This window comes from Ruegeria sp. C12 (assembly GCF_056537745.1).
Genome location: NZ_JBQFSA010000004.1, coordinates 284,905 through 306,789, shown reverse-complemented (window position 1 = coordinate 306,789; position 21,885 = coordinate 284,905). Strand labels below are relative to the sequence as shown.

Annotated in this window: 24 protein-coding genes; 16 read left to right on the top strand and 8 right to left on the bottom strand. The window is 61.1% G+C overall.

The window, feature by feature from the left end:
• Nucleotides 1–63: 63 nt before the first annotated feature.
• The 3 genes from ACR0C9_RS10760 (at nt 64) to dapD (ending at nt 2,556) form a co-directional block, all read left to right on the top strand.
• A complete protein-coding gene (locus ACR0C9_RS10760; RefSeq protein ID WP_480780982.1) occupies nt 64–975 on the top strand; it encodes a threonine/serine dehydratase in 912 nt (303 codons plus the stop codon).
• A gap of 44 nt (nt 976–1,019) precedes the next feature.
• Nucleotides 1,020–1,619 carry a GntR family transcriptional regulator gene (locus ACR0C9_RS10755; protein ID WP_170523754.1) on the top strand — a complete coding sequence of 200 codons (600 nt, stop codon included), beginning with the start codon at nt 1,020–1,022 and terminating at the stop codon, nt 1,617–1,619.
• Between the two features lie 109 nt (nt 1,620–1,728).
• Nucleotides 1,729–2,556: a 2,3,4,5-tetrahydropyridine-2,6-dicarboxylate N-succinyltransferase gene (gene dapD / locus ACR0C9_RS10750; RefSeq protein WP_170523757.1), complete on the top strand. Its 828-nt coding sequence runs from the start codon at nt 1,729–1,731 to the stop codon at nt 2,554–2,556.
• 60 nt (nt 2,557–2,616) lie between these two features.
• Here the strand turns inward: dapD and ACR0C9_RS10745 are convergent, their stop codons facing one another.
• The gene (locus ACR0C9_RS10745) at nt 2,617–2,952 is read right to left on the bottom strand and encodes a cupin domain-containing protein (protein WP_480586191.1); all 336 of its coding nucleotides are present in this window, start codon (nt 2,950–2,952) and stop codon (nt 2,617–2,619) included.
• A gap of 115 nt (nt 2,953–3,067) precedes the next feature.
• On the opposite strand from ACR0C9_RS10745, the gene ACR0C9_RS10740 reads away from it, so the two are divergent.
• Nucleotides 3,068–3,412: a hypothetical protein gene (locus ACR0C9_RS10740; protein ID WP_170455325.1), complete on the top strand. Its 345-nt coding sequence runs from the start codon at nt 3,068–3,070 to the stop codon at nt 3,410–3,412.
• A gap of 12 nt (nt 3,413–3,424) precedes the next feature.
• On the opposite strand, the gene ACR0C9_RS10735 is transcribed toward ACR0C9_RS10740, so the two are convergent.
• Nucleotides 3,425–4,483 carry a transporter substrate-binding domain-containing protein gene (locus tag ACR0C9_RS10735; protein ID WP_170523762.1) on the bottom strand — a complete coding sequence of 353 codons (1,059 nt, stop codon included), beginning with the start codon at nt 4,481–4,483 and terminating at the stop codon, nt 3,425–3,427.
• Nucleotides 4,484–4,692: 209 nt separating this feature from the next.
• Between ACR0C9_RS10735 and dapE the strand changes: the two genes are divergently transcribed.
• Genes dapE through rnr form a run of 3 tightly spaced genes read left to right on the top strand, consistent with a single transcriptional unit; the run spans nt 4,693 to nt 8,716 of the window.
• Complete coding sequence (gene dapE / locus ACR0C9_RS10730) at nt 4,693–5,832, top strand: succinyl-diaminopimelate desuccinylase (RefSeq protein ID WP_480780981.1); 1,140 nt, start codon at nt 4,693–4,695, stop codon at nt 5,830–5,832.
• 3 nt (nt 5,833–5,835) lie between these two features.
• Nucleotides 5,836–6,411, top strand: coding sequence for a TIGR04282 family arsenosugar biosynthesis glycosyltransferase (locus tag ACR0C9_RS10725; RefSeq protein ID WP_170455319.1), 576 nt, complete (start codon nt 5,836–5,838; stop codon nt 6,409–6,411).
• A gap of 46 nt (nt 6,412–6,457) precedes the next feature.
• Nucleotides 6,458–8,716 (top strand): ribonuclease R, encoded by a 2,259-nt coding sequence (rnr, locus tag ACR0C9_RS10720; RefSeq protein ID WP_170523771.1) that lies wholly within the window; start codon nt 6,458–6,460, stop codon nt 8,714–8,716.
• On the opposite strand, the gene ACR0C9_RS10715 is transcribed toward rnr, so the two are convergent.
• Together ACR0C9_RS10715 and ACR0C9_RS10710 are read right to left on the bottom strand one after the other, a co-directional pair.
• The gene (locus ACR0C9_RS10715; RefSeq protein WP_480780980.1) at nt 8,707–9,093 is read right to left on the bottom strand and encodes a DUF1801 domain-containing protein; all 387 of its coding nucleotides are present in this window, start codon (nt 9,091–9,093) and stop codon (nt 8,707–8,709) included. The two genes, rnr and ACR0C9_RS10715, sit on opposite strands and share 10 nt — an antisense overlap.
• Nucleotides 9,090–9,803, bottom strand: coding sequence for a glutathione S-transferase family protein (locus ACR0C9_RS10710; RefSeq protein ID WP_480780979.1), 714 nt, complete (start codon nt 9,801–9,803; stop codon nt 9,090–9,092). The genes ACR0C9_RS10715 and ACR0C9_RS10710 overlap by 4 nt, the downstream gene beginning before the upstream one ends.
• Before the next feature lie 68 nt (nt 9,804–9,871).
• Between ACR0C9_RS10710 and ACR0C9_RS10705 the strand changes: the two genes are divergently transcribed.
• The 3 genes from ACR0C9_RS10705 to ACR0C9_RS10695 all read left to right on the top strand — a co-directional run bounded on the left by ACR0C9_RS10705 (nt 9,872) and on the right by ACR0C9_RS10695 (nt 12,656).
• On the top strand, nt 9,872–10,585 hold the full coding sequence (locus ACR0C9_RS10705) for a helix-turn-helix transcriptional regulator (protein ID WP_170624650.1): 714 nt from the start codon (nt 9,872–9,874) through the stop codon (nt 10,583–10,585).
• A gap of 64 nt (nt 10,586–10,649) precedes the next feature.
• A complete protein-coding gene (locus ACR0C9_RS10700; protein ID WP_480780978.1) occupies nt 10,650–11,966 on the top strand; it encodes a lytic murein transglycosylase in 1,317 nt (438 codons plus the stop codon).
• Nucleotides 11,967–12,026: 60 nt separating this feature from the next.
• Complete coding sequence (locus ACR0C9_RS10695) at nt 12,027–12,656, top strand: LysE family translocator (RefSeq protein WP_170624645.1); 630 nt, start codon at nt 12,027–12,029, stop codon at nt 12,654–12,656.
• 56 nt (nt 12,657–12,712) lie between these two features.
• On the opposite strand, the gene ACR0C9_RS10690 is transcribed toward ACR0C9_RS10695, so the two are convergent.
• Nucleotides 12,713–14,110 carry an aspartate aminotransferase family protein gene (locus ACR0C9_RS10690; RefSeq protein ID WP_170624643.1) on the bottom strand — a complete coding sequence of 466 codons (1,398 nt, stop codon included), beginning with the start codon at nt 14,108–14,110 and terminating at the stop codon, nt 12,713–12,715.
• A 72-nt stretch (nt 14,111–14,182) separates the two neighbouring features.
• Entirely contained in the window at nt 14,183–14,830 is a 648-nt protein-coding gene (locus tag ACR0C9_RS10685; RefSeq protein WP_480586220.1) for a GntR family transcriptional regulator, read from the bottom strand.
• Nucleotides 14,831–15,006: 176 nt separating this feature from the next.
• Between ACR0C9_RS10685 and ACR0C9_RS10680 the strand changes: the two genes are divergently transcribed.
• The 5 genes from ACR0C9_RS10680 to ACR0C9_RS10660 all read left to right on the top strand — a co-directional run bounded on the left by ACR0C9_RS10680 (nt 15,007) and on the right by ACR0C9_RS10660 (nt 20,290).
• Entirely contained in the window at nt 15,007–16,092 is a 1,086-nt protein-coding gene (locus tag ACR0C9_RS10680) for a polyamine ABC transporter substrate-binding protein (RefSeq protein ID WP_170737774.1), read from the top strand.
• Between the two features lie 67 nt (nt 16,093–16,159).
• Nucleotides 16,160–17,287 (top strand): ABC transporter ATP-binding protein, encoded by a 1,128-nt coding sequence (locus tag ACR0C9_RS10675; protein ID WP_480780977.1) that lies wholly within the window; start codon nt 16,160–16,162, stop codon nt 17,285–17,287.
• Entirely contained in the window at nt 17,287–18,177 is an 891-nt protein-coding gene (locus ACR0C9_RS10670; protein ID WP_170634396.1) for an ABC transporter permease subunit, read from the top strand. Before ACR0C9_RS10675 ends, ACR0C9_RS10670 begins: the two co-directional genes overlap by 1 nt.
• Complete coding sequence (locus ACR0C9_RS10665) at nt 18,174–18,992, top strand: ABC transporter permease (protein WP_170455297.1); 819 nt, start codon at nt 18,174–18,176, stop codon at nt 18,990–18,992. The genes ACR0C9_RS10670 and ACR0C9_RS10665 overlap by 4 nt, the downstream gene beginning before the upstream one ends.
• Nucleotides 18,989–20,290 (top strand): NAD(P)/FAD-dependent oxidoreductase, encoded by a 1,302-nt coding sequence (locus ACR0C9_RS10660; RefSeq protein ID WP_480780976.1) that lies wholly within the window; start codon nt 18,989–18,991, stop codon nt 20,288–20,290. The genes ACR0C9_RS10665 and ACR0C9_RS10660 overlap by 4 nt, the downstream gene beginning before the upstream one ends.
• A gap of 7 nt (nt 20,291–20,297) precedes the next feature.
• On the opposite strand, the gene ACR0C9_RS10655 is transcribed toward ACR0C9_RS10660, so the two are convergent.
• A complete protein-coding gene (locus tag ACR0C9_RS10655) occupies nt 20,298–21,101 on the bottom strand; it encodes a phosphotransferase (RefSeq protein WP_170455416.1) in 804 nt (267 codons plus the stop codon).
• Between ACR0C9_RS10655 and ACR0C9_RS10650 the strand changes: the two genes are divergently transcribed.
• Complete coding sequence (locus ACR0C9_RS10650; RefSeq protein WP_170455293.1) at nt 21,093–21,248, top strand: hypothetical protein; 156 nt, start codon at nt 21,093–21,095, stop codon at nt 21,246–21,248. The two genes, ACR0C9_RS10655 and ACR0C9_RS10650, sit on opposite strands and share 9 nt — an antisense overlap.
• Here ACR0C9_RS10650 and ACR0C9_RS10645 read toward each other — a convergent pair.
• Nucleotides 21,223–21,885 (bottom strand): flagellar hook capping FlgD N-terminal domain-containing protein, encoded by a 663-nt coding sequence (locus ACR0C9_RS10645; RefSeq protein WP_480780975.1) that lies wholly within the window; start codon nt 21,883–21,885, stop codon nt 21,223–21,225. The two genes, ACR0C9_RS10650 and ACR0C9_RS10645, sit on opposite strands and share 26 nt — an antisense overlap.

Here is a 21,885-nt window from a genome sequence, read left to right as displayed (position 1 = left end):
CTTGCGTGTTTGACAAACAGCTATAGGGTTCGCGGGCAGAGTGCCAGTCACGGAAAGACAAACATGGATTGGAAGAGCGAAATTCAGGCAGCAGCCGGTCGGATAGATGGGCACGCACAGGTGACCCCGGTGATGGAGAGCCACATTCCCGGCTACCCGATTGAGATGAAGCTGGAGCATATGCAGCACACCGGCAGCTTCAAGGCGCGGGGCGCGTTCAACACGCTGCTCAGCACGGATGTGCCGCAGGCGGGCGTTGTGGCGGCTTCAGGCGGCAATCATGGCGCAGCGGCGGCCTATGCTGCGCGGGCGTTGGGCCATCCGGCCAAGATCTTCGTGCCGGAACTGGCCGGACCGTCCAAGATCGCCCTGATCGAACAGATCGGCGCGGATCTGAGCGTGGTGCCCGGCGAATACGCCAATGCCCTGACCATGGCGCAGGCGCATGAGGAACAGACCGGCGCGATGCAGATCCATGCCTATGACGCACCGGCCACCGTGGTGGGGCAGGGGACGTGCTTTGCGGAATGGGACGCGCAAGGTTTGCAGGCTGATACCGTCCTGATCGCTGTTGGCGGCGGCGGCCTGATTGCCGGGGCGTTGGCGTGGTTTCAGGGTGCGCGCAAGGTCGTGGCGGTTGAGCCGGAAACCTCCTGCGCGTTGCATGCGGCGTTGAAAGCGGGTGAACCGGTGGATGTTTCGGTTTCTGGGGTTGCAGCCAACGCGCTGGGTGCGCGGCGGATTGGATCGATCTGTTTTGATCTGGCGCAGGGGATGCCCTCGGTTCTGGTCTCGGATCAGGCGATTTCCGACGCACAATGCGCCTTGTGGCGGGCCCATCGTATCCTTGTTGAACCCGCAGGGGCAGCGGCCTTGGCAGCCCTGATGTCGGGTGCGTATCAGCCGGAACCGGGGGAACGTGTGGCGGTTCTGGTTTGCGGTGGAAATATCGCCCCCGATCCGTTTGCGGCGTGAATTATCGGCTTGTGGACAGGCGTTGACGATTTTATCGATAATCTATGAACGCCACGATTGCCGACACGATCTACGAAAACCTGCGCCAGCAGATCATCACCGGGGCTTTAAGCGCCGGTGAGAAACTGCGTCAGGACCACATCGCCAAATCCTTTGACACCAGCCACGTGCCTGTGCGCGAAGCGCTGCTGCGGCTTCAGGCGCACGGGCTGGCCCACAGCGAGCCCCGACGGGGAATGCGAGTCTCGGTTCTGGACCCCGCTGAAATACGCGAAGTGATCGAGATGCGCGTGGCGCTGGAACCGCTTGCCCTGCAGCAGGCGGCGCAAAACATGTCGCCCACGGATCTTGACCGGATCGAAGCGGCTCGTATCGCCTGCGACGACGCTGAAACCATGCCGGAATGGGAGGCCCGCAATCGCGCCTTTCACCGTGCAATCCTGACGCCCTGCGGTTTGCCGCGCCTGTTGCACACCATCGATGACCTGCACATCGCCAGCGCCCGGCATCTGTTTGCCCATTGGCGCCCCAAATGGACGCAGCGTGTGGACAAGGACCACCTGTCCATCGTGCAGGCCCTGAAGCGCAAGGATACGGGCGCGGCAACGGCCATTCTGATCCGGCATATTCGCCGCGCAAGCTGAGGATAGCGTGGATTGGACGCAAAAAGACCCGCGTTCGTCGCATTGCGCTGTGGGTCCGGCTTGCGTATAGGCCACACCGACACGAACAGATTCTCTAGGGAGACGCCCAATGTCCAATGCGCAACTGGAAGCCGCCATCGAAGCCGCATGGGAGGCCCGCGATACCATCTCGCCCGCAACCACCGGCGAACAGCGCGAAGCCATCGAGGATACGCTGAACGCACTGGACAGCGGATCGCTGCGTGTGGCCGAAAAGCTGGAGAGCGGCGACTGGCACGTGAACCAGTGGGCCAAGAAGGCGGTTCTGCTGGGCTTCCGCATCAAGGACATGGAAATCCAGTCGGGAGGCCCGCAGGCCGGTGGCTGGTGGGACAAGGTGGACAGCAAGTTCGCCGGTTGGGGTGAGGACCAGTGGAAGGCCGCTGGCTTCCGCGCGGTTCCGAACTGCGTGGTCCGCAAATCGGCCTATGTCGCGCCGGGCGTGGTGCTGATGCCGTCCTTCGTGAACCTGGGCGCTTACGTTGACGAGGGCACCATGGTTGACACCTGGGCCACCGTCGGGTCCTGCGCGCAGATCGGCAAGAACGTGCACCTGTCGGGTGGCGTCGGTATTGGCGGCGTGCTGGAGCCGATGCAGGCCGGTCCGACCATCATCGAAGACAACTGCTTTATCGGCGCGCGGTCCGAGGTGGTCGAGGGCTGTATCGTCCGCGAAGGCTCGGTTCTGGGTATGGGTGTGTTCATTGGCAAATCCACCAAGATCGTTGACCGCGAAACCGGTGAAGTGACCTATGGCGAAGTGCCGCCCTATTCGGTTGTTGTGGCGGGTTCGATGCCGTCGAAAAACAACATCAGCCTGTATTGCGCGGTGATCGTGAAGCGGGTGGACGAAAAGACCCGCTCGAAAACCGGCATCAACGAGTTGCTGCGCGACTAAAGCGTCCGCATACGTGCAAAAGGGCTGTAGCGCGTGCCGCAGCCTTTTTTTGTTGCCTGTCTATCCCTTGATCGGATAGCGATCCGGTTCTTCAAACACATCAATGGCCCGCGTACCGGCCTTGATCTTGCCGCCATGCTCGACGCCCGCAGGGATCGAATAGCTGTCGCCGGGGCCGTATGTTCTGGTCTCGCCGCCGATGGTCAATTCAACCTCGCCCTCGACAATCGTGCCCCACTGCGCTTTGTGCGAATGTGCGGGCAGTTCAAAATCCTTAAGGAACGTGAAGAACGCCACCAGACCCGCATCAGACCGGATGACGGCGGTTTGCACCACGTCCTCGGGGAAGGGAATGTCGAGGCTTGGGAAGGCTGTAATAAAATCGGGATAGGGCATCAAAAGTCCTCTGCAATTGGCAACGGGCTGTGTTTTGGCACTATGGACGCCGGAAAGCCTGCGCGCAATTCCCGGCTGCTTGACCGTAGGCGGGCGCGCGGCTATGGCCCGTTGCATGGAAAAGCAAAAGAAACCTTCGCGTCAGCAAGTCTACACCCTGTTGGTCCAAATCGGTCGCAAGGACGGCGACGGCTTGCCCGACGGGGCGACCGGGGCAGCCCTGATGTGCTTTGCCAGTGGCGTGGATGAAGCCGAGGCGGTGCGCGAAACCGTGGCGATCCTGAAACAGGCAGATACCGCGCCTCTGGATGTCACGGGCTATGGGACCTTGGCCGAGCGCGAGGCGCAGGGCCACGACATTGATCCGGACGAACGTGCCCTGATGCAGCGGGCGCTGGATGAGAATGCGGTGATCGTCGCACAGATGACGCCGTTTTTCGAAGGTGACGCGCAGCCGTAAAGCAGACTTTCCCTAGTTCTGCATCCCGAACCAGTTCCGGTAAATCTCGTCATAGGTCCCGTCTTCGCGCAGGGCCAACAGCGCCTGATTGACCTCTTCGACAAGGGGCGAACCGGTCGGGAAGGCAATGCCATAGTTTTCCCGCAGGAAGATGCCTCCGGTCATGCTGGCGATCCGACGACCTTCATGGGCGGCGAAGTAGGACAGAATGGGCGCGTCGAACACCACCGCGTCCAGATCTTCGGCCTTGAATGCTTCGAGCATTTGATCCAGCCCGGTGTAACCGGTGAATTCAATCTCGCGCCGGGTCAGGAAACTGGCGGCGGTCGAGCCCGTGATGGTGCCGACATTCTTGCCGTAGAGGTCATTGACCGAATTCACATTGCCGGTGATCGCGTCCACCGTCATGACGCTGGTGATCCGGGCGGTAAAGACCGACACGATGAACAGGGACGAGACGACCAGTACAACGCCCAGAATGCGGCCGAAGGGCGTGCGCGGCATCCGTTCCTCAAACCCGCCATTCACGACCAGATTCAGCGCCCACCAGAAGGATGGAAACCACGCCTCGTTCAGCTTTCGGTCGAAATAGGGCTGCGCGCGCCGCTCGAACCCCCACATCAGCATGCCGCCGCCCAGAAGGATGGCAAAGGCCAGGCCAATGGCAATGAACAGCTCGGTCGACAGCAGGGCCTGCAGCAGCGATGGCCTGCGCACCGCGTCCGAGGGCACCATGATCTGCAATCCGGCCTCGAAGATCGGCTGGCTGAAATCCATCTGGGTTTCGCGCATCGCGGTGATCGAGATATTGGCAATCGCCAGATCTGCAGACCCGTCCTGCACGGCGCCCAGCATGTCCGAAAACCCGTCGACCCGGGATACCGTGTAGTCCCAGTCCAGCGCCTCGGCCAGCGCCGCAAGCAGGTCCATCGAGAATCCGGTCTCGGCCCCGTCCTCCACGTAGGAAAACGGCGGTCGGGTCACGGTTGTGACATTTAGCGTTTGTGCCAGGCTTTGCTGTGCGAGAACGGCGAAAGTCAGGCAGATCAGGGCGTAGAAAGCGCGCTTCATGGTCAATTCACCTGTTTCGCGGCCCTGTAACGCGAATGTGTGCATGGCGGCAAGCACGTCCCGGGGTAAAGCACCATGATTTATTGGCGTCCCAGGTCGATACGTTGCGTGTTCGTCACTGTGAAAATTGCGGATTGGGGTTGGCAATCCGGCCAATTCGTTGAATCTGTGCACGAACCTGAGCGCACCACCATCAAAGAGGCCCTTAAATGACCGATCCAGTTCAATTGACAGCGGACCTGATCCGTTGCCCATCGGTCACACCTGCCGAAGGCGGTGCATTGGTCCTGTTACAGGGTCTTTTGTCGGATGCAGGGTTCGAATGCGCCCGAGTGGATCGCGGTGGGATCAGCAACCTGTTCGCCCGTTGGGGCGCCAAAGGACATGCGCGAACATTTGGATTCAACGGCCATACCGATGTGGTTCCGGTTGGCGACGACTCCGCCTGGACCAAACCACCTTTCGGGGCCGAGGTTCAGGGCGGGGTGATGTATGGGCGCGGCGCAACGGACATGAAATCTGGCGTTGCCGCCTTTGCTGCTGCCGCCGTGGATTTCGTACGCGACACGCCGCCGGATGGCGCGATCATCCTGACCATAACCGGCGATGAAGAGGCCGATGCGCTGGATGGCACCACCGCCCTGCTTGATCATATGGATCAGGTCGGCGAACGGATGAGCGTTTGTCTGGTCGGCGAACCCACCTGTCCGAACACAATGGGCGAGATGATGAAGATCGGGCGGCGCGGGTCGATGACCGCGTGGTTCACCGTGACGGGCGTACAGGGCCATTCCGCCTATCCGCACCGGGCGAAGAACCCTCTGCCCGCGATGGCGCGGCTGATGGACCGTCTGGCCAGTCATGAACTGGACCAAGGCAGTGACCATTTCGATGCCTCGACGCTGGCCGTGGTCACAATCGACACCGGCAACCCCGCAACAAATGTCATCCCGGCGCAATGCCGTGGCACCGTCAATATCCGCTTCAACGACCTGCATTCCGGCACGGGCCTGAGTGACTGGCTGAAAGCTGAGGCCGCGCGTGCGGCCGAAGAATATGGCGTTGAGGTTGAGACCAGAATCAAAATCTCGGGCGAAAGCTTTCTGACCCCGCCCGGTCCTTTGTCCGATCTGGTGGCGCAGGCGGTTGAGGCGGAGACGGGTGTGCAGCCTGAGATGTCGACGACCGGCGGCACCTCGGACGCGCGGTTCGTCAAGAACCACTGCCCGGTGGTCGAGTTCGGGCTGGTGGGCCGCACCATGCATCAGGTGGACGAATGCGTCGAGGTGGCCCAGATCGAACAGCTCAAGGCGATCTATACGCGCATTCTGACGGATTATTTTGCCTAAGCCATGCAGCGCACTCTGGTCATCATGGTCAAGGAGCCCCATCCGGGGCGCGTCAAGACGCGGCTGGGGCGCGATATCGGCATGGTCGGCGCGGCGTGGTGGTTCCGGCATCAGACACGGGCGCTGATCCGGCGGCTGCGGGACCCGCGCTGGCAGATCGTTCTGGCGGTGTCTCCGGATCGCGAGGGGCTGACCAGCCGCATCTGGCCCGCTGACCTGCCGCGTGCGGCGCAGGGGCGGGGTGATCTGGGTGACCGCATGGGGCGGATGCTGCGCGGGATGCCCAAAGGGCCGGTATGTCTGATAGGCGCGGATATTCCCGGTATCTCGCGTGGGCATATTGCGCGGGCGTTCGGGGCGCTGGGGCGCGCGCAGATGGTATTCGGTCCGGCCCCTGATGGCGGCTATTGGCTGGTCGGCGCGCAACGCTATGGGGCGCTGCCGCCGGGGCTGTTTCGCGACGTGCGCTGGTCCAGCGAGCACACATTGGCGGACACGCTGGCCTCGGTCCCCGGTTGCCGGGTGGCGCTGCTGGACCAGTTGCATGATGTGGATACGGTGGCCGATCTCGATCGCTGATGTTTTTGGTCATGACGCGGTCGCGTCCCCGTGCTAGGCCGGGATCATGACTCGCATCCCCACCAAGCAGGAGGTCCTGGACTGGATCTCGGCGAACCCCACCCTGACCTCGAAACGCGATATCGCAAAGGCCTTTGGCATCAAGGGCGCGGATCGGATCGACCTGAAACGCATCCTCAAGGAACTTGAGGCCGAGGGGCATCTGGAAAAGCGCAAGCGCAGCTATCGCGACCCGGATCGCCTGCCACCGGTCAGCGTGTTGCAGGTGAAGGCCCCCAATGCCGATGGCGACCTGTTTGCGCGCCCGCTGGAGTGGCATGGCGAGGGGGTCGAGCCCATCGTGCTACTGATCACCCGCGCCAGCGATCCGGCGCTGGGCGAAGGCGACCGCATTCTGGCCCGCCTGACCGTGGTGCTTGAAGAAGACCACAATTACGAGGCGCGCCTGATCCGCCGCATCGGCACCAACCCGCGCAAGATCGTCGGCATCTTTCGCAAAGGGGCCGAGGGCGGGCGGATCGTACCTATCGACAAGGCTGGTTCGACCGAATGGTTGGTGCCCGATGGCGCGGTGCATGGGGCCAAGGATGGCGAATTGGTCGAGGCCGAACAGGCCGGCCCCAAGAACCGCATGGGCCTGCCCCGTGCGCGGATCGTGGAACGGCTGGGTGATCCGACGGCCCCCAAGGCTGTTTCACTGATTGCGATCCATCAGCATGGCATCCCCGACGATTTCCCCGACAAGGTGATTGATGAGGCCGACAAGGCCAAACCCGCTGGCCTGAAGGGCCGCGAGGATCTGCGGGACATGCCGTTGCTGACCATCGACCCCTCGGACGCGCGCGATCATGACGACGCCTGTTATGCCCATGCCGATGACGATCCCAAGAACCCCGGCGGCCATGTGATCTGGGTCGCCATCGCCGATGTTGCCGCCTATGTGACGCCCGGCACCGCGCTGGACCGCGAGGCGCGCAAGCGAGGCAATTCCAGCTATTTCCCCGACCGTGTGGTGCCGATGCTGCCGGATCGTCTGTCGGGTGATCTGTGCTCCTTGCACGAAGGCGTCCCGCGTGCCTGTATCGCCGTGCGGATGCAGATCGACGCGGATGGCAACAAGATCGGCCACAGGTTCGTGCGCGGCCTGATGCGCTCGGCTGCGTCGCTGCATTACGCCGAGGTGCAGGAGGCCATTGACGGCTCCCCCAACGACCGCACCGGGCCGTTGCTTGAGACGGTTCTGAAACCGCTCTATGCCGCTTATGCCGCGCTGAAAAAGGCGCGGGCGGTACGACAGCCGTTGGAGTTGGACTTGCCCGAGCGCAAGATCGTCCTGTCCGACACCGGCGAAGTCACCAGCGTGGCGTTCCGCGACCGGCTGGACGCGCATAAGCTGATCGAGGAGTTCATGATCCTCGCCAATGTGGCCGCTGCCGAGACCCTGATCGCCAAACGCCGCCCGCTGCTGTTCCGCGTGCATGAGGAACCCGCGCCCGAAAAGCTGGAAAGCCTGCGGGAAACGGCGCAGGCGGCTGGTCTGAATCTGGCCAAGGGTCAGGTGCTGCAAACCCGCCATCTGAACGCGCTGCTGAACGCCGCCGCCGGGACCGAGGATGCGGAGCTGATCAACCTCACCACTCTGCGATCCATGGCGCAGGCGTACTACAACCCGGAAAACTTTGGCCATTTCGGGCTGGCGCTGCGCAACTATGCGCATTTCACCTCACCCATTCGCCGCTATGCCGACCTGATCGTGCACCGCGCGCTGATTTCGGCCCATGGCTGGGGCAAGGACGGGCTGACCGAGGATGAGATCGCAAGGCTCGACGAAACCGCCACCCATATCTCGGACACGGAACGGCGTTCGATGATGGCGGAACGTGACACGACCGACCGCTATCTGGCCGCGTATCTCAGCGAACGTGTGGGCAATGAGTTCTCGGGTCGGATCAGCGGCATCGCGCGCTTCGGGGCCTTTGTGAAGATGGACGAAACCGGCGCGGATGGTCTGGTGCCTGTACGTTCGCTGGGGCGTGAATTCTTTCATTTCGACCGCGAAGCCGGAACGCTGATGGGCTCGGACACCGGGCTGATCATCGCGATTGGCCAACGCGTCACCGTGCGACTGACCGAAGCGACGCCGGTGACAGGTGGGCTGGAACTGGAACTGCTGTCCATCGACGATCAGGCCCTGCCGCGCGGGCGCGGCCCCGCCAAACGCGGTGCAAGGCGCAAGGCGGTCAGCACCAAGCGCAAGAAGGACAAGATCAAGCGCAAGGTCGAACGCAAACGGCGTCAGAGGTGATAGGTTAAGGCCTGCGCGATCAGCCAGCCATGGCGGGTGGGATCGATCTGGCCCATATCGTCGAACAGCACGGCCCGGTTTCCGTCGATCCGATCTTCACCCGGAAAGGCGCTGGTGAAATCACCCATCAACCGGCTTTGGCAATGCACGAACAGGGCAAAGCACGCGGACTTATGCCCGCCCAGCCGAATGGTCGAGCCCTTGGGTGCCAGATACGCAGGCTGACCCCAGCGCAGCGCCTCTTGCAGCGGTTGCGCGCTGGGCAGGTCGCTGGCCGTCTCAAGGATCAGATTGCGCAAGGCAAACGCACCGGCGCGGGTCTCTGGTGGCAAGGCCGCGAAGGCTGCGGCGACGGCGGGGTCCTCGAACTGTGTCATGCCAGCGGTACTGCCTGTTCCATCCGATCCACATAGCTGTTGAGCAGGTTATCCTGTTTGATCCGCCGGGTCAGGGGGGTATCGGCAGGGGTGGCACGCATCGCGGCCAGCATGGGCCCAACGCTCATGTCCGCCGCCGTCGGGCGTTCGCCCAGCAGAAACGGCGATTGCCACAGATAGGCCGAGATCGCCTCAAGGTCGCGCTCAACCCGGTCCAGACGTTCATTCTGGGAAAAGCGGCCAATGCCCTGGGTCCTGATCCCCTTCAGAACGGATTTGCGGATCGCGTTCGAGGCCGGTTTGCGGATCAGTGCCGGGATTCCGTCAAAGAACATCTCGCGCAGGATAGACCAGACCTGATCATTACCCCAGCGATCCAGAACGATGTGGAAATAAAGGTGCTCCTCAACCATTCGGATCAGCGCGCGGGACTGTGCCTTTTCCAAATCCGTCAGGCCCTGATCGAAATCGGCGCCCTGATGTTCCAGCCATTCGCGGATCAGGTCGCTGTCGGGCACCAGCCGTTCAGGCGTGCGAAGGACGGGCAGTTTCTGGTGCGGCATCTTGCGGGGATCCAGCATGTCGGATCGCTGCCAGCTTTGGCCGGAGTGCTGCAGCATCAGCGCGGTTTTCACGCAGAACGGGCTGGCGCTGAACACGCCAAAGGCCGAGGGGAAGGTCAGTAGGGTCAGCATCTGTGGCTCCGTCATTGGGGATGGCCAGACCCTAGACGCACCTGATGACAGTTTCTGGCATTAGGGGTAAGTTAGGATACATCATGTCCCGCACCGCCCGCCTGTTCCAATTGATGCAAGCCCTGCGTTCTGGCCCGTCCCCGAAAACCTCGGTGCAACTGGCCGAGGATCTGGGCGTGTCGCCGCGCACGATTCATCGGGACATTGATGCGTTACGCGGCCTTGGGGCCGTTATCGACGGCGAGGCCGGGTTCGGATTCACCCTGATTGAAGATGCAACTCTGCCGCCGCTTGGCTTCACCGATGACGAGCTTGAGGCCCTGGTTCTGGGCCTGCGCGAAGTGCAGGTGATCGGCGATCCGGCCCTGTCAGAGGCCGCCAGCGCCGCATTACGCAAGTTGCAGGGGCGGTTGCCGCCACGCCAGTCTCACAGGCTTAGCCACGCGGTGCTGGCCGCGACGCGATTTGCGCGTCCACCCGCGCCGACGATCGAGGTCGCCGAGCTGCGGCAGGCGACGTGGGATGAGCGGACGATCGAGTTTGCCTATACCGATGCCAAGGGCGATGAGACCCGCAGGCGGGTCGATCCGCTGAGCATTGTTTATATGGACCGCTCGAATGTGTTGCTCAGCTGGTGTCATCTCAGGCAGGATTTCCGCGTCTTCCGGCTGGACCGGATCCGCGACATGTCCGTGACGGATCAAAGCTTTCGCCCCAATCGCGTGCCGATGCTGCGCGATGTGCTTGCGCGTATCCGTGCCGAACGCCAAGCACAAGCGCGCGAGGACGAGCGCTGAGCGCTTTGAGAATACCTGATTTTGCGCTATCCTCGAGGTTGAGCAGTAATCAGGAAAAAACGGAATGCGTAAATGCGTAGGTGGCGTCATGACCGCCGCATTATGGGCATCCATCGTGCAGGCGTCAGCGACAGAACAGTCTCCAAGGCCCGAGTCTCGGCCATTGGAGGGCGAAATCCAATTGGCTTCGGCGGAGGTGACAACGTCAATTCGCCCGGTGCCCCGGCCGTCGGCTGAGGTGGTGCGGGTGTCGGCGGCAGGGAACGCGCGGTTTCAGGCCTGGCTGGGGGCGTTCGGGGATCGGGCGCGGGATCAGGGCATCTCGCAGACCACTCTGAACCGGGCCTTGGTGGGTTTGACATACGACAAGGACGTCATCCGGCGCGACCGCAATCAGGCCGAGTTCAGCAAGCCAATCTGGGAGTATCTGGACAGCGCCGTCTCGGACACGCGTATCGCCAACGGACGCGCGGCGTTGGATCGTCACGGCGCGGTGCTGAACCGGATCGAGGCGCAGTATGGCGTCGAGAAAGAGGTCGTGACGGCGATCTGGGGGTTGGAGACGTCCTTCGGATCGTATCGCGGCAACAACCAGACCATAAGGTCGCTTGCCACTCTGGCCTTTGATGCCCGCCGTGCGTCGTTCTTTGAGGCGCAGTTGATCGCCGCCTTGCAGATCGTTCAGGCCGGGGATGTCAGCGCGGGTCGGATGATCGGCAGTTGGGCCGGGGCGATGGGGCATACGCAGTTCATGCCGACCTCGTATCTGGACCACGCCGTCGATTTCGATGGCGACGGGCGGCGCGATATCTGGTCGGACGATCCGACGGATGCGCTGGCCTCTGCCTCTGCCTATCTGGCACGACATGGCTGGACCGAAGGACAGCCCTGGGGGGTCGAGGTACGACTGCCGGATGGGTTCGACTATGCCACGGCCAAGCGGGACTATACTCTGATGCCGTCGGACTGGGCGGCCCGAGGTGTGGTTGGGCGCGATGGTAAACCCGTGCGCGACTACGGGCAGGCCGCAATCCTGCTGCCCGCCGGAGGGCAGGGCGTGGCGCTGATGATCTTCGACAATTTCCGCGTGATTGAGGCCTATAACGGCGCGGATGCCTATGTGATCGGGATCGGTCACCTGTCAGACCGTCTGGCCGGGCGCGCACCGTTTCAGAGTGACTGGCCTCGGGGGGATCGGATACTCAGTTTCACCGAAAAGAAAGAGCTGCAAACCCGCCTGACCAATGCGGGGTTCGACACGCAGGGCATCGACGGGCGCACCGGGCCGAACACGATCAATGCGGTTCGGGCCTATCAACTGGCGCAGGGGTTGCTGCCGGACGGGTATCCGACGTTGAAGTTGCTGGAACGGTTGAGGTGAATGCGCGCTGGCGTTTCAGGGAATTGGTGATAGCCTTCGCGAGATGCAGAAGGTGATCACATGACTATCGAAACCTGGACCATCTACGTCCTGACGGTGCTTGCATTGATGAGCACCCCGGGACCGAGCCAATTGCTGATGCTGTCAAATAGCGGCGCACATGGGTTCAAACGTGCGCTCTCAACGGCGGCAGGGGACCTGACCGCAAATGCGCTGCAGATGCTGGCCGCCGGTCTGGGCTTGGCCGCCATCGTTGCGGCCTCGGGCACTGCGCTGGCCGTCATCAAATGGGCGGGTGTTGCCTATCTTCTGTGGCTTGGGTTCATGATGATCCGTCGCGCCAAGCCGGACGATCCGCATCTGGATGAGGCCCGGCCCAAGGCATCCCTGAAAACCCTGTGGATGCAAGGCTTTCTGACCTCGGCGGCCAATCCGAAGGCGGTCGTGTTCTTTGCCGCTCTGTTTCCGCAATTCATCTCTGCCGACAGTGCCTTCTGGCCACAATTCCTGATCCTGAGCGCGACCTATATCGCGATGGATGGCGTGTTTCTGTCGGCCTACGGGTTCAGCGCAAGCTGGATTGCCAAGCGGTTCAAAGGAACCGCGCGTGTTTGGATCGAACGCACTGGCGGCGGCTTCATGATCGGCGCCGCCATCCTGCTTGGCCTCAAATCCATCGCGCAGAAATAGCGGTTGCGCACGGCGATACCGGAGACGTTAGGTCGTCTCCGGCCAGTGTCAGAATGTCAGGACGCCGCCTTCATCAGCCCCTGCGCGATGATTTCTGCCTGAGCCTCATCCAGCGATTTGTAGATCCGCACAAACATCTCGTCGATATCCGCAGGGGTCAGGATCAGCGGCGGAGAGATGATCATTCGGTCGCCCACATGGCGCATGATCAAGTTATTGGCAAAGCAGCGGTCGCGGCAGATATAGCCCACGGTGCCCGGCGCCGACGCAAACTTGGCGCGGCTGGCCTTGTCCGGGGTCAGCGCGACCGAGGCCATCATGCCGACGATCTTGGCCTCACCCACCAACGGATGATCGGCCAGCGCCTCCCATTTCTGTTTCAGATAGGGCGCGGCCACGTCGCGGACATGCTCGACGATTTTCTCTTCTTCCAGAATGCGCAGGTTTTCCAGCGCGACCGCAGCAGCGACGGGATGGCCGGAATAGGTGTAGCCGTGGTTGAACTCGGTGCCGCCGATCACTTTGGCAATCTCGTCGGTGACGATCGAGCCGCCAATCGGCGCGTAGCCGGAACTCAGCCCCTTGGCGATTGTCATGATATCGGGCCGGATGCCCACGGTTTGCGACCCGAACCAGTTGCCGGTCCGTCCAAAGCCACAGATCACCTCATCCGCGATCAGCAGGATGTCGTATGTGTCGCAAATTCGCTGGATTTCGGGCCAGTAGGTATCGGGGGCCACGATCACACCGCCCGCGCCCTGCACGGGTTCGGCGATAAAGGCGGCCACGCGGTCTTCGCCCAGTTCAAGAATGGCCTCTTCCAGCTCGCGGGCGCGGGCCAGGCCGAACTCTTCGGGTGACATATCACCACCCTCGGCCCACCAGTTCGGCTGGTTGATGTGATGGATGTTCGGGATCGGAATGCCGCCCTGCGCGTGCATCCCCGCCATGCCTCCCAACGAGGCCGACCCCACGGACGAGCCATGATAGGCGTTGTGACGGCTGATGATGATGTTCTTGTCGGGCTGGCCTTTCTCGGCCCAGTAGGTGCGGACCAGACGGATATTGGTGTCATTGGCCTCGGACCCGCCGGCTGCGAAGAACACGTGGTTCAGATCACCCGGAGCCAGTTCGGCAATTTTCGCCGCCAGCGCAATAACGGGAACATGGGTCGTTTTGAAGAAGGTGTTGTAATAGGGCAGTTCGCGCATCTGACGTGCGGCCACGTCGGCCAGTTCATCGCGCCCATAGCCGATGTTCACGCACCACAGACCGGCCATGGCATCCAGAATCTCTTCGCCGTCGCTGTCGGTCAGATAGACACCTTTGGCGCGCGTGATCACCCGCGCCCCTTCCTGACCCAGCGCCCCATTGGCGGAAAACGGGTGGAGGTGGTGCGCCGCGTCCAGTGCCTGCAACTCGGCCGTGGGCATGTGATTGGTGATGGTGGACATCCTGAAACCTCCTGCAGCAGTTGGCACTCAGAATATGATCAAATTTTTTGCTGTCAATCGAATCGCTGTTGCCTAGGCGGTGGCCAGCGCGCCGACCATCAGCTCCATCCCTTGTTCGATGTCCTGCGCAGTGGCCAGGGCGGCTTTTTCGGCGTCTCCTTTGCGCAGGGCGGCAATGATGTCTTTATGCCTGTCCGGCAGGCTTTGCGTTCCGAAACGCCCGCTGACGACACGCAGCGAGGGGCCGAAGCGCAGCCACAACCGTTCGGCCAGATCGCGCAGAATCGGGGCGTTGGCGTGGGCATACAGCGCCTCGTGAAACGCATAGTTCAATTGCAGGTATCCGCTGACATCGCCATCCGCGATCATACGATCAAGGCGCTGGTCCAACCGTTCCAGCGCGTCGATATCGGAAGGTTTCAGATTGGCTGCCGCCAGACGTGAAAGCTCTGATTCTATTGACTTTCTGGCAAAGATCATCTGCGCGATATCCGAGTCCGAAACCAGCGGAACACTGACCCTGCGATTGCCCTGAAACACCAACGCCCCGTCCGAGATCAGACGACGGATCGCTTCGCGTACCGGTGTCATCCCGACCCCAAGCGAATCAGTCAGCCCCTGGATCGTTACGGGCTGACCCGGAACCAGATCGCCGAACAGGATCTGCGATTTCAGGGTTTGGTACACCTGCTCATGTACTGGGCTTTTTTTGCCGTCCATCTTTGTCGTAGATGCCTTATTTTTGATCAAATCCAAGTGGTTCATTCCAATTTGCAAGCCGACAGCTTGCCGGGTTTGAACCGTCATGAAAGCATACTGCGTGCGGCTGAAAAACGCAAAACTTGATCAAATCCAAAAAACCGGGAAAATATCGGGACACTTGCAGGGAGAAGAAAATGTCAATCAAAACGCTGACACTGACAGCGGTCATCGCATTGGGGGTTTCGGCGGCCTTTGCCGACGAGGTGCGTGTCTACAACTGGTCCGACTATATCGATGAGGACCTTCTGAAAAAATTCGAGGAAGAAACAGGTCTGACGCTGATCTACGACGTGTTTGACAGCAACGAGGTTCTGGAAACCAAGATGCTGGCCGGTGGATCGGGCTATGACGTGGTGGTGCCGTCGGGCACGTTCCTTCAGCGCCAGATTCAAGCGGGCGCCTTTCAGGAACTGGATACAGCCAAGCTTTCGAATGCCGGAAACCTTTGGGATGTCATTCAGGACCGCACGTCGGGTTACGATCCGAACAACGCCCATTCGATCAACTACATGTGGGGCACAACCGGCATCGGCGTGAATGTCGGCAAGGTTAAGGAAGCCCTGGGTGACGACGTGGCCCTGAACAGCATGGATCTGGTTCTGAAACCCGAAAACATGGAGAAGCTTGCTTCGTGCGGGGTGCATTTCCTAGACGCGCCGGCTGAAATGATACCGATGGCGTTGCAGTATCTGGGTGAAGATCCTGACAGCCACGATCCGGATGTTATCAAGAAGGTCGAAGGTGTTCTGACAGCGGTGCGCCCTCATATCCAGAAATTCCACAGCTCGGAATATATCAACGCATTGGCCAATGGGGATATCTGCGTCGCCGTTGGCTGGTCGGGCGATATCCTTCAGGCGCGGGACCGCGCGGCCGAGGCGGATAACGGGGTCGAGATTGAATACCACCCGTTTGCCGAAGGCTCGCTGATGTGGTTCGACCAGATGGCCATTCCTGCGGATGCGCCGAACCCGGAAGGGGCGCACAAGTTCCTCGATTTCATCCTGGACGCCAATAACATGGCCGCCGCGTCGAACTATGTGTACTACGCCAACGGCAACAAGGCCTCGCAAGAGTTTCTGGCCGAGGACGTGATTGGCGATCCGGCGATTTACCCGGATGAGGCCACGATGCAGAACCTCTACATCACGACGCCTTACCCGTCGAAAACCCAGCGGGTCGTGACCCGTTTGTGGACCAAGATCAAGTCAGGCACCTGATCATTTAACACGGGGCGGGTGGACCGCCCCGTGTTCATTTTGTCCGTAGAGATCGACGGGGGCCGCTTTGAACACCGAAGTCTTTGCGCCGTGGGATGACCCGCAGGCGAAACCACTGATCCAGTTCCAGAATGTGACCAAAAGGTTCGGCGGTTTTACCGCCATCGACAACCTGTCGCTGGACATTTTCGAACGGGAATTCTTTGCTCTGCTCGGCCCGTCCGGTTGCGGCAAGACCACGATGATGCGGATGCTGGCAGGGTTCGAGACCCCGACCGAAGGGCATATCATGCTGGGCGGTCAGGACATTGACCCGATCCCGCCGAACAAGCGGGCGGTGAACATGATGTTCCAGTCCTATGCGCTGTTTCCGCATCTCAGCATCTGGGACAACATCGCCTTTGGTCTGCGCCGGGACAACATGCCCAAGCACGATCTGGAAGACCGGGTCGAGGAAATGCTGCGCCTGACCCGGTTGGAGCAATTTGCCCGCCGCAAGCCGCATCAGATCTCGGGCGGTCAACGGCAAAGGGTGGCGTTGGCGCGGTCACTGGCCAAGGCGCCCAGGTTGCTTTTGCTGGATGAACCGCTGGGTGCGCTGGACAAGAAGCTGCGGCAGGACACGCAGTTCGAACTGATGGATATTCAGGAGAAAACGGGCACGACCTTTGTGATCGTCACCCACGATCAGGAAGAGGCGATGACCGTCGCCAGCCGTGTCGCGGTGATGGATCAAGGCAGGCTGATGCAGGTCGCCACGCCGGATCGCATCTATGAGACCCCGAATTCGGTCTACGTCGCAGACTTCATTGGCGATGTGAACATTATCGAAGGCCGCGCAACATCGAACGGTCAGGATACCTATCAGATCGACTGGGCCGAGGGGCAGGCCCCGCTGACCGCAACCTCGGACGTCGGGTTCTCGAATGGCCAATCCTGCCATCTGGCAATCCGGCCCGAGAAGGTGACCATTTCCGCAGATCGCCCAACAGACGCGATCAATGCCATTCAGGGCAAGGTGCATGACATCGCCTATCTGGGCAATCTGTCCACCTATCACGTCGAACTGGCAAACGGCACGATCATCAAGGCGCAATCCGCCAATACCCGTCGCATCTCGCGCCGGTCGTTCACATGGGAAGACCCGGTCTGGCTGTCCTGGACAGCAACGGCTGCGGTTCTGCTGGCGAACTGATGCGCCGCGCCCTGCTGATCGCCATTCCCTATGTCTGGCTGCTGGCGCTGTTCATGGTGCCGTTCTTCATTGTTCTGAAGATCTCTTTGTCCGACACTGAACTGGCGATCCCGCCCTATACGCCGACGCTGGACCTGTCGCAGGGATGGGCCGGGATCAAGGACTTCTTCAGCCAGTTGGATTTCGAAAACTTCGTCTGGCTGACCGAGGATGACCTGTATTGGAAGGCTTATCTGTCCAGCGTCAAAATCGCCGTGATCTCGACCTTCTTCACGTTGCTGGTGGGCTATCCGATTGCCTATGGCATGGCCCGCGCGCCCGAGGAATGGCGACCGACGCTGATGATGCTGGTGATCCTGCCGTTCTGGACGTCCTTCCTGATCCGCGTCTATGCGTGGATGGGCATTCTGTCGAACGAAGGTTATCTGAACCAACTGCTGCTCTGGACGGGCATCATCTCGACCCCGTTGACGATCCTGAACACCAACACGGCGGTCTATATCGGCATCGTCTACACCTATCTGCCCTTCATGATCCTGCCGATTTATTCGGCGCTGGAGCGGATGGACGAATCCCTGATCGAAGCTGCCGAGGATTTGGGCTGTTCACGGCTGCAAGCCTTCTGGCTGGTGACCATCCCGCTGTCGCGTCCCGGCATAATCGCAGGGTGTTTCCTCGTGATGATCCCTGTAATTGGTGAGTTCGTGATCCCGTCCCTGCTGGGCGGCTCGGGCACGCTGATGATCGGTAAAGTTCTGTGGGAAGAGTTCTTCTCGAACCGCGATTGGCCCGTCGCCAGTGCTGTTGCGGTTGTCCTGCTGTTGATCCTGGTGATCCCGATTGTGCTGTTCCAGCGCAACCAGCAAAAACAGACGGAGGCCGAACAATGAGCAGATTAAGCTGGTTCAACACGGTCTCGCTGACGCTGGGGTTCGCCTTCTTGTATATCCCGATGCTGATCCTGATCATCTACAGCTTCAATGAAAGCAAGCTGGTCACAGTCTGGGCGGGTTTCTCGACCAAATGGTATGGAGAGCTGTTCCAGAACGAACAGATCCTGGATGCCGCATGGGTGACGTTGCGCGTGGCTGTATTCTCGTCAACAATCGCAACCGTTTTGGGTACTGCTGCCGCCTATGTGTTGGTGCGTGGAGGGCGTTTCTTTGGCCGTACACTGTTTTCGGGCATGATCTATGCGCCGCTGGTGATGCCCGAAGTCATCACCGGATTGTCGCTGCTGTTGCTGTTCATCGGCATCGGATTGGATCGGGGCATCCTGACCATTGTGTTGGCGCACACGACATTCTCGATGTGCTTTGTGTCCGTCGTCGTCTCGTCGCGGCTAGTGACGTTCGATCAGTCGCTGGAAGAGGCCGCACTTGATTTGGGGTGCTCTCCGGCGCAAGCGTTTCGTCTGGTGACCCTGCCGATTATCGCGCCTGCCGTGATCTCGGGCTGGTTGCTGGCCTTCACCCTGTCGCTGGACGATCTGGTGATCGCGTCCTTTACCTCGGGCCCGTCGGCCACGACCTTGCCGATGCGGATATTCTCGGCCGTGCGTCTGGGGGTCAGCCCTGAAATCAACGCGCTGTCGACCATCATGATCGCGGTTGTCACCCTTGGCGTGATCACCGCCTCGTTGGTGACAAAACGCGCGATGATGCGGCAGCGACAAGATGAAATGGCCGCTGCCCGAACGGAATGAGGCGCATTTTCCCCGACTATACCTACGGCCCCGGCCCGCGCGCGGGGTGTTGGTGGGATGAAACCAGCCCCAGCCCCGATTGGCCGGTGCAGAAAGGTGATCAGAGCGTCGATGTCGCCATAATTGGCGGAGGTTTCACCGGCGTCTCTGCCGCGCTGCATCTGGCAGAAGGCGGGGCCTCGGTCGCGGTGTTCGAGGCGGAAACCCCCGGCTGGGGCGCCTCCGGTCGCAACGGCGGGTTTTGCTGTCTGGGCGGCTCAAAGCTGAGCCACAGGACCATGGTGCGCCGGTTTGGCGAACAGGAGGCGGACGCCTACGGGCAGGCAGAACAGGATGCGGTCCAACTGGTCGCCGGGTTGCTGGACAAGCATGAGATCGATGCCGACACACATTCCGCAGGCGAAACCCAACTGGCGCATACCAAGCGCGCAATGACCCGTCTGCGTCGGCATGCAGACAAGAACGGCACCCTGCACGAGGCCAACGACCTGCCCGCGTTGGGGCTGAACGGCCCGTTTTACGGTGGCTACACGACTCCCGTCGGCTTTGGCCTGAACCCGCGCAAGTATCTGTTTGGCCTCGCGCGCGCTGCGCATGATCTGGGGGTGCAGCTTTATCAGAAAAGCCCGGTTCAGCGCGTCCAGAAATCCGGGCCGGGGTTTCGGCTGGCCACCCCCAACGGCTGTGTACAGGCCAACACGGTCCTGATCTGCACCAATGGCTATTCAAGCGAGGATGTGCCGGACTGGTTGTCTGGCCGGTATCTACCGGCGCAATCCACCGTTCTGGTCACACGCCCCCTGACCGAGGCCGAGAAGATGGCGCAGGGCTGGACCTCGGATCAGATGTGCTATGACACCCGGCATTTGCTGCACTATTTCCGATTGATGCCCGACGGGCGATTTCTGTTCGGAATGCGCGGTGGACTGCGATCCTCGGACCGGGCCGAGGCTGCAATTCGTCACAAGGTGCAAAGGGATTTCAGGCGAATGTTCCCTGCCTGGGCCGGGATCGAGATCACGCATATCTGGTCGGGCATGGTGTGCCTGTCCCACGGTTTGGTGCCTTATGCGGGCCCGGTGCCCCGGCAACCCGGCCTGTTCGCGGGTTTTGCGTTTCATGGCAACGGCGTTGCAATGGGCACCTATTGTGGTCGGGCCTTGGCGCGATTGGCTCTGGGACAAGATGCCGGGCTGCCCGGTCCGATGACACAGCCTCCGCAGCGATTTCCCCTTGGCAGGTGGCGACGCGCGGTTCTGCCGCCTGCATATGCGGCCATGTCGATCGCGGATTGGTGAGTTCGGATCAGCGCAGTGCCTCGATCTCAAGTTCCAAACCGTGCCGGTAATCCGGTGCACCGTTTTCCATCCGCCACAGACAATACGCCGCCATGCGCCAGGCGAACCATGGGTGCAACTGTCTGTACCGGACCGTAATCGCCTTATCCCGATAAGCTGTCAGGAACCGTTCTGTCTGATCGGTCGCCAAAGGCGCCCCCCGGTATAGTTTCTGCATCGCCGGGGACAGGAACATCGCCAAATCCTCACAAGGATCCCCCAACGCCGGACATTGCCAGTCGATCAGGGTCAAACCGGTATCTGCCACCAGAATGTTGCCCGGCACAGGATCGCCATGGATCAGGCAAACATCAGAAATCGGTTCGACCGAGTGTGAGGGCCGCAAGTCCAGCAGCGTCTGAAGGGTTTGGGACGAACACCGATCAAGGATTCTTAGCCCGTGCTGTTCCAGATCCGCGCTGCCATTGCACCCTTCTGGTGCCGGAACCGGAAATTGCTGCCGGTGCAAATCCCAAAGCAGCTCGGCCACCGGCTCGGGCTCCTTGTCCCAGGGTGATCCGGGCGCGTGGTCGTAGAACACCCAGCGGTCCTGCTGGTGCCGCCCTGCGGCGCGCAGCCGAGGCACAAATCCGGTGGGTTCCAGCGCTTTCAGGCAGCGGGCTTCCAGTTCGGCATCGTTGCCAAACAGAGGGTTGCGCAGGGATGAGCTATAGAGTTTCAAAACCCTGTCGCAATCGCCGCCAAGCACCTTCCAGACCTGATTGGTCCGCCCGCCATATAGGGTCTCGAAACGCGCACCTTCATGAACCAGCGCTTTGTCGATCAGCTGCTGGACAAGGTCGGGCGGAGGTTTGGGCAGGTCGGGCAGGGCGTTAACCAGTTCTTCAAGCGAGTCGCGAATGGCCTAGCTTTGGCCCGCCCGGCCCGTCAGTTCAAGCGCCCGCGCGCACGGCTGTGACCTGATCGGTGGGAACAACCTGCCCGCTTTCAAGGGTCAGCAGGATCGACCCGTCTCCGATCTGGGCTTCTACCACCCGGCTGTATGAGGCGGCGGGCGTGTCCGACAACCGGTCACCATCCTGAAAACTGCGGAGCGTGGCCGTGTAGGTTCCGGGGGGCAGCGGATTGCCGTCGGCGTCGGTACCAGCCCAGATAAACTCGGTCTGATCCAGCGGCACATCTGTCCGGCTGACAACCGCGCCTTGTTCGTCCCGGATGATCATCGTCGCTTTGTCCACCGCATCATCGGGCTGGGCGAACAAGGTCACGGGCGCGTTTTCAAACCGGAATCCCGCGGTCGAGCGCACGTCCATTCCAACCCAATTCGCCAGTTCGCCAAGGTTCAGACCCCCCATGCTGGCTGTCAGCGAGGACAGCAGATCATTGGTCTGCACCTGCTGCTCAACCATCGAAAACTGCGCAAGCTGCGAGGCGTATTCGGTGGAATCCATCGGCTCCAACGGGTCCTGATTCTGGGCCTGTGTGGTCATCATCAGCAGAAAGGTTTCGAAATCGGATGCAATGGCCGAGCTTTGAGTGCTGGCTGCCGTCTGAGTCTGGCTTGTGCTTTGCGCAAGCTGGGTTGGGTTTATCAT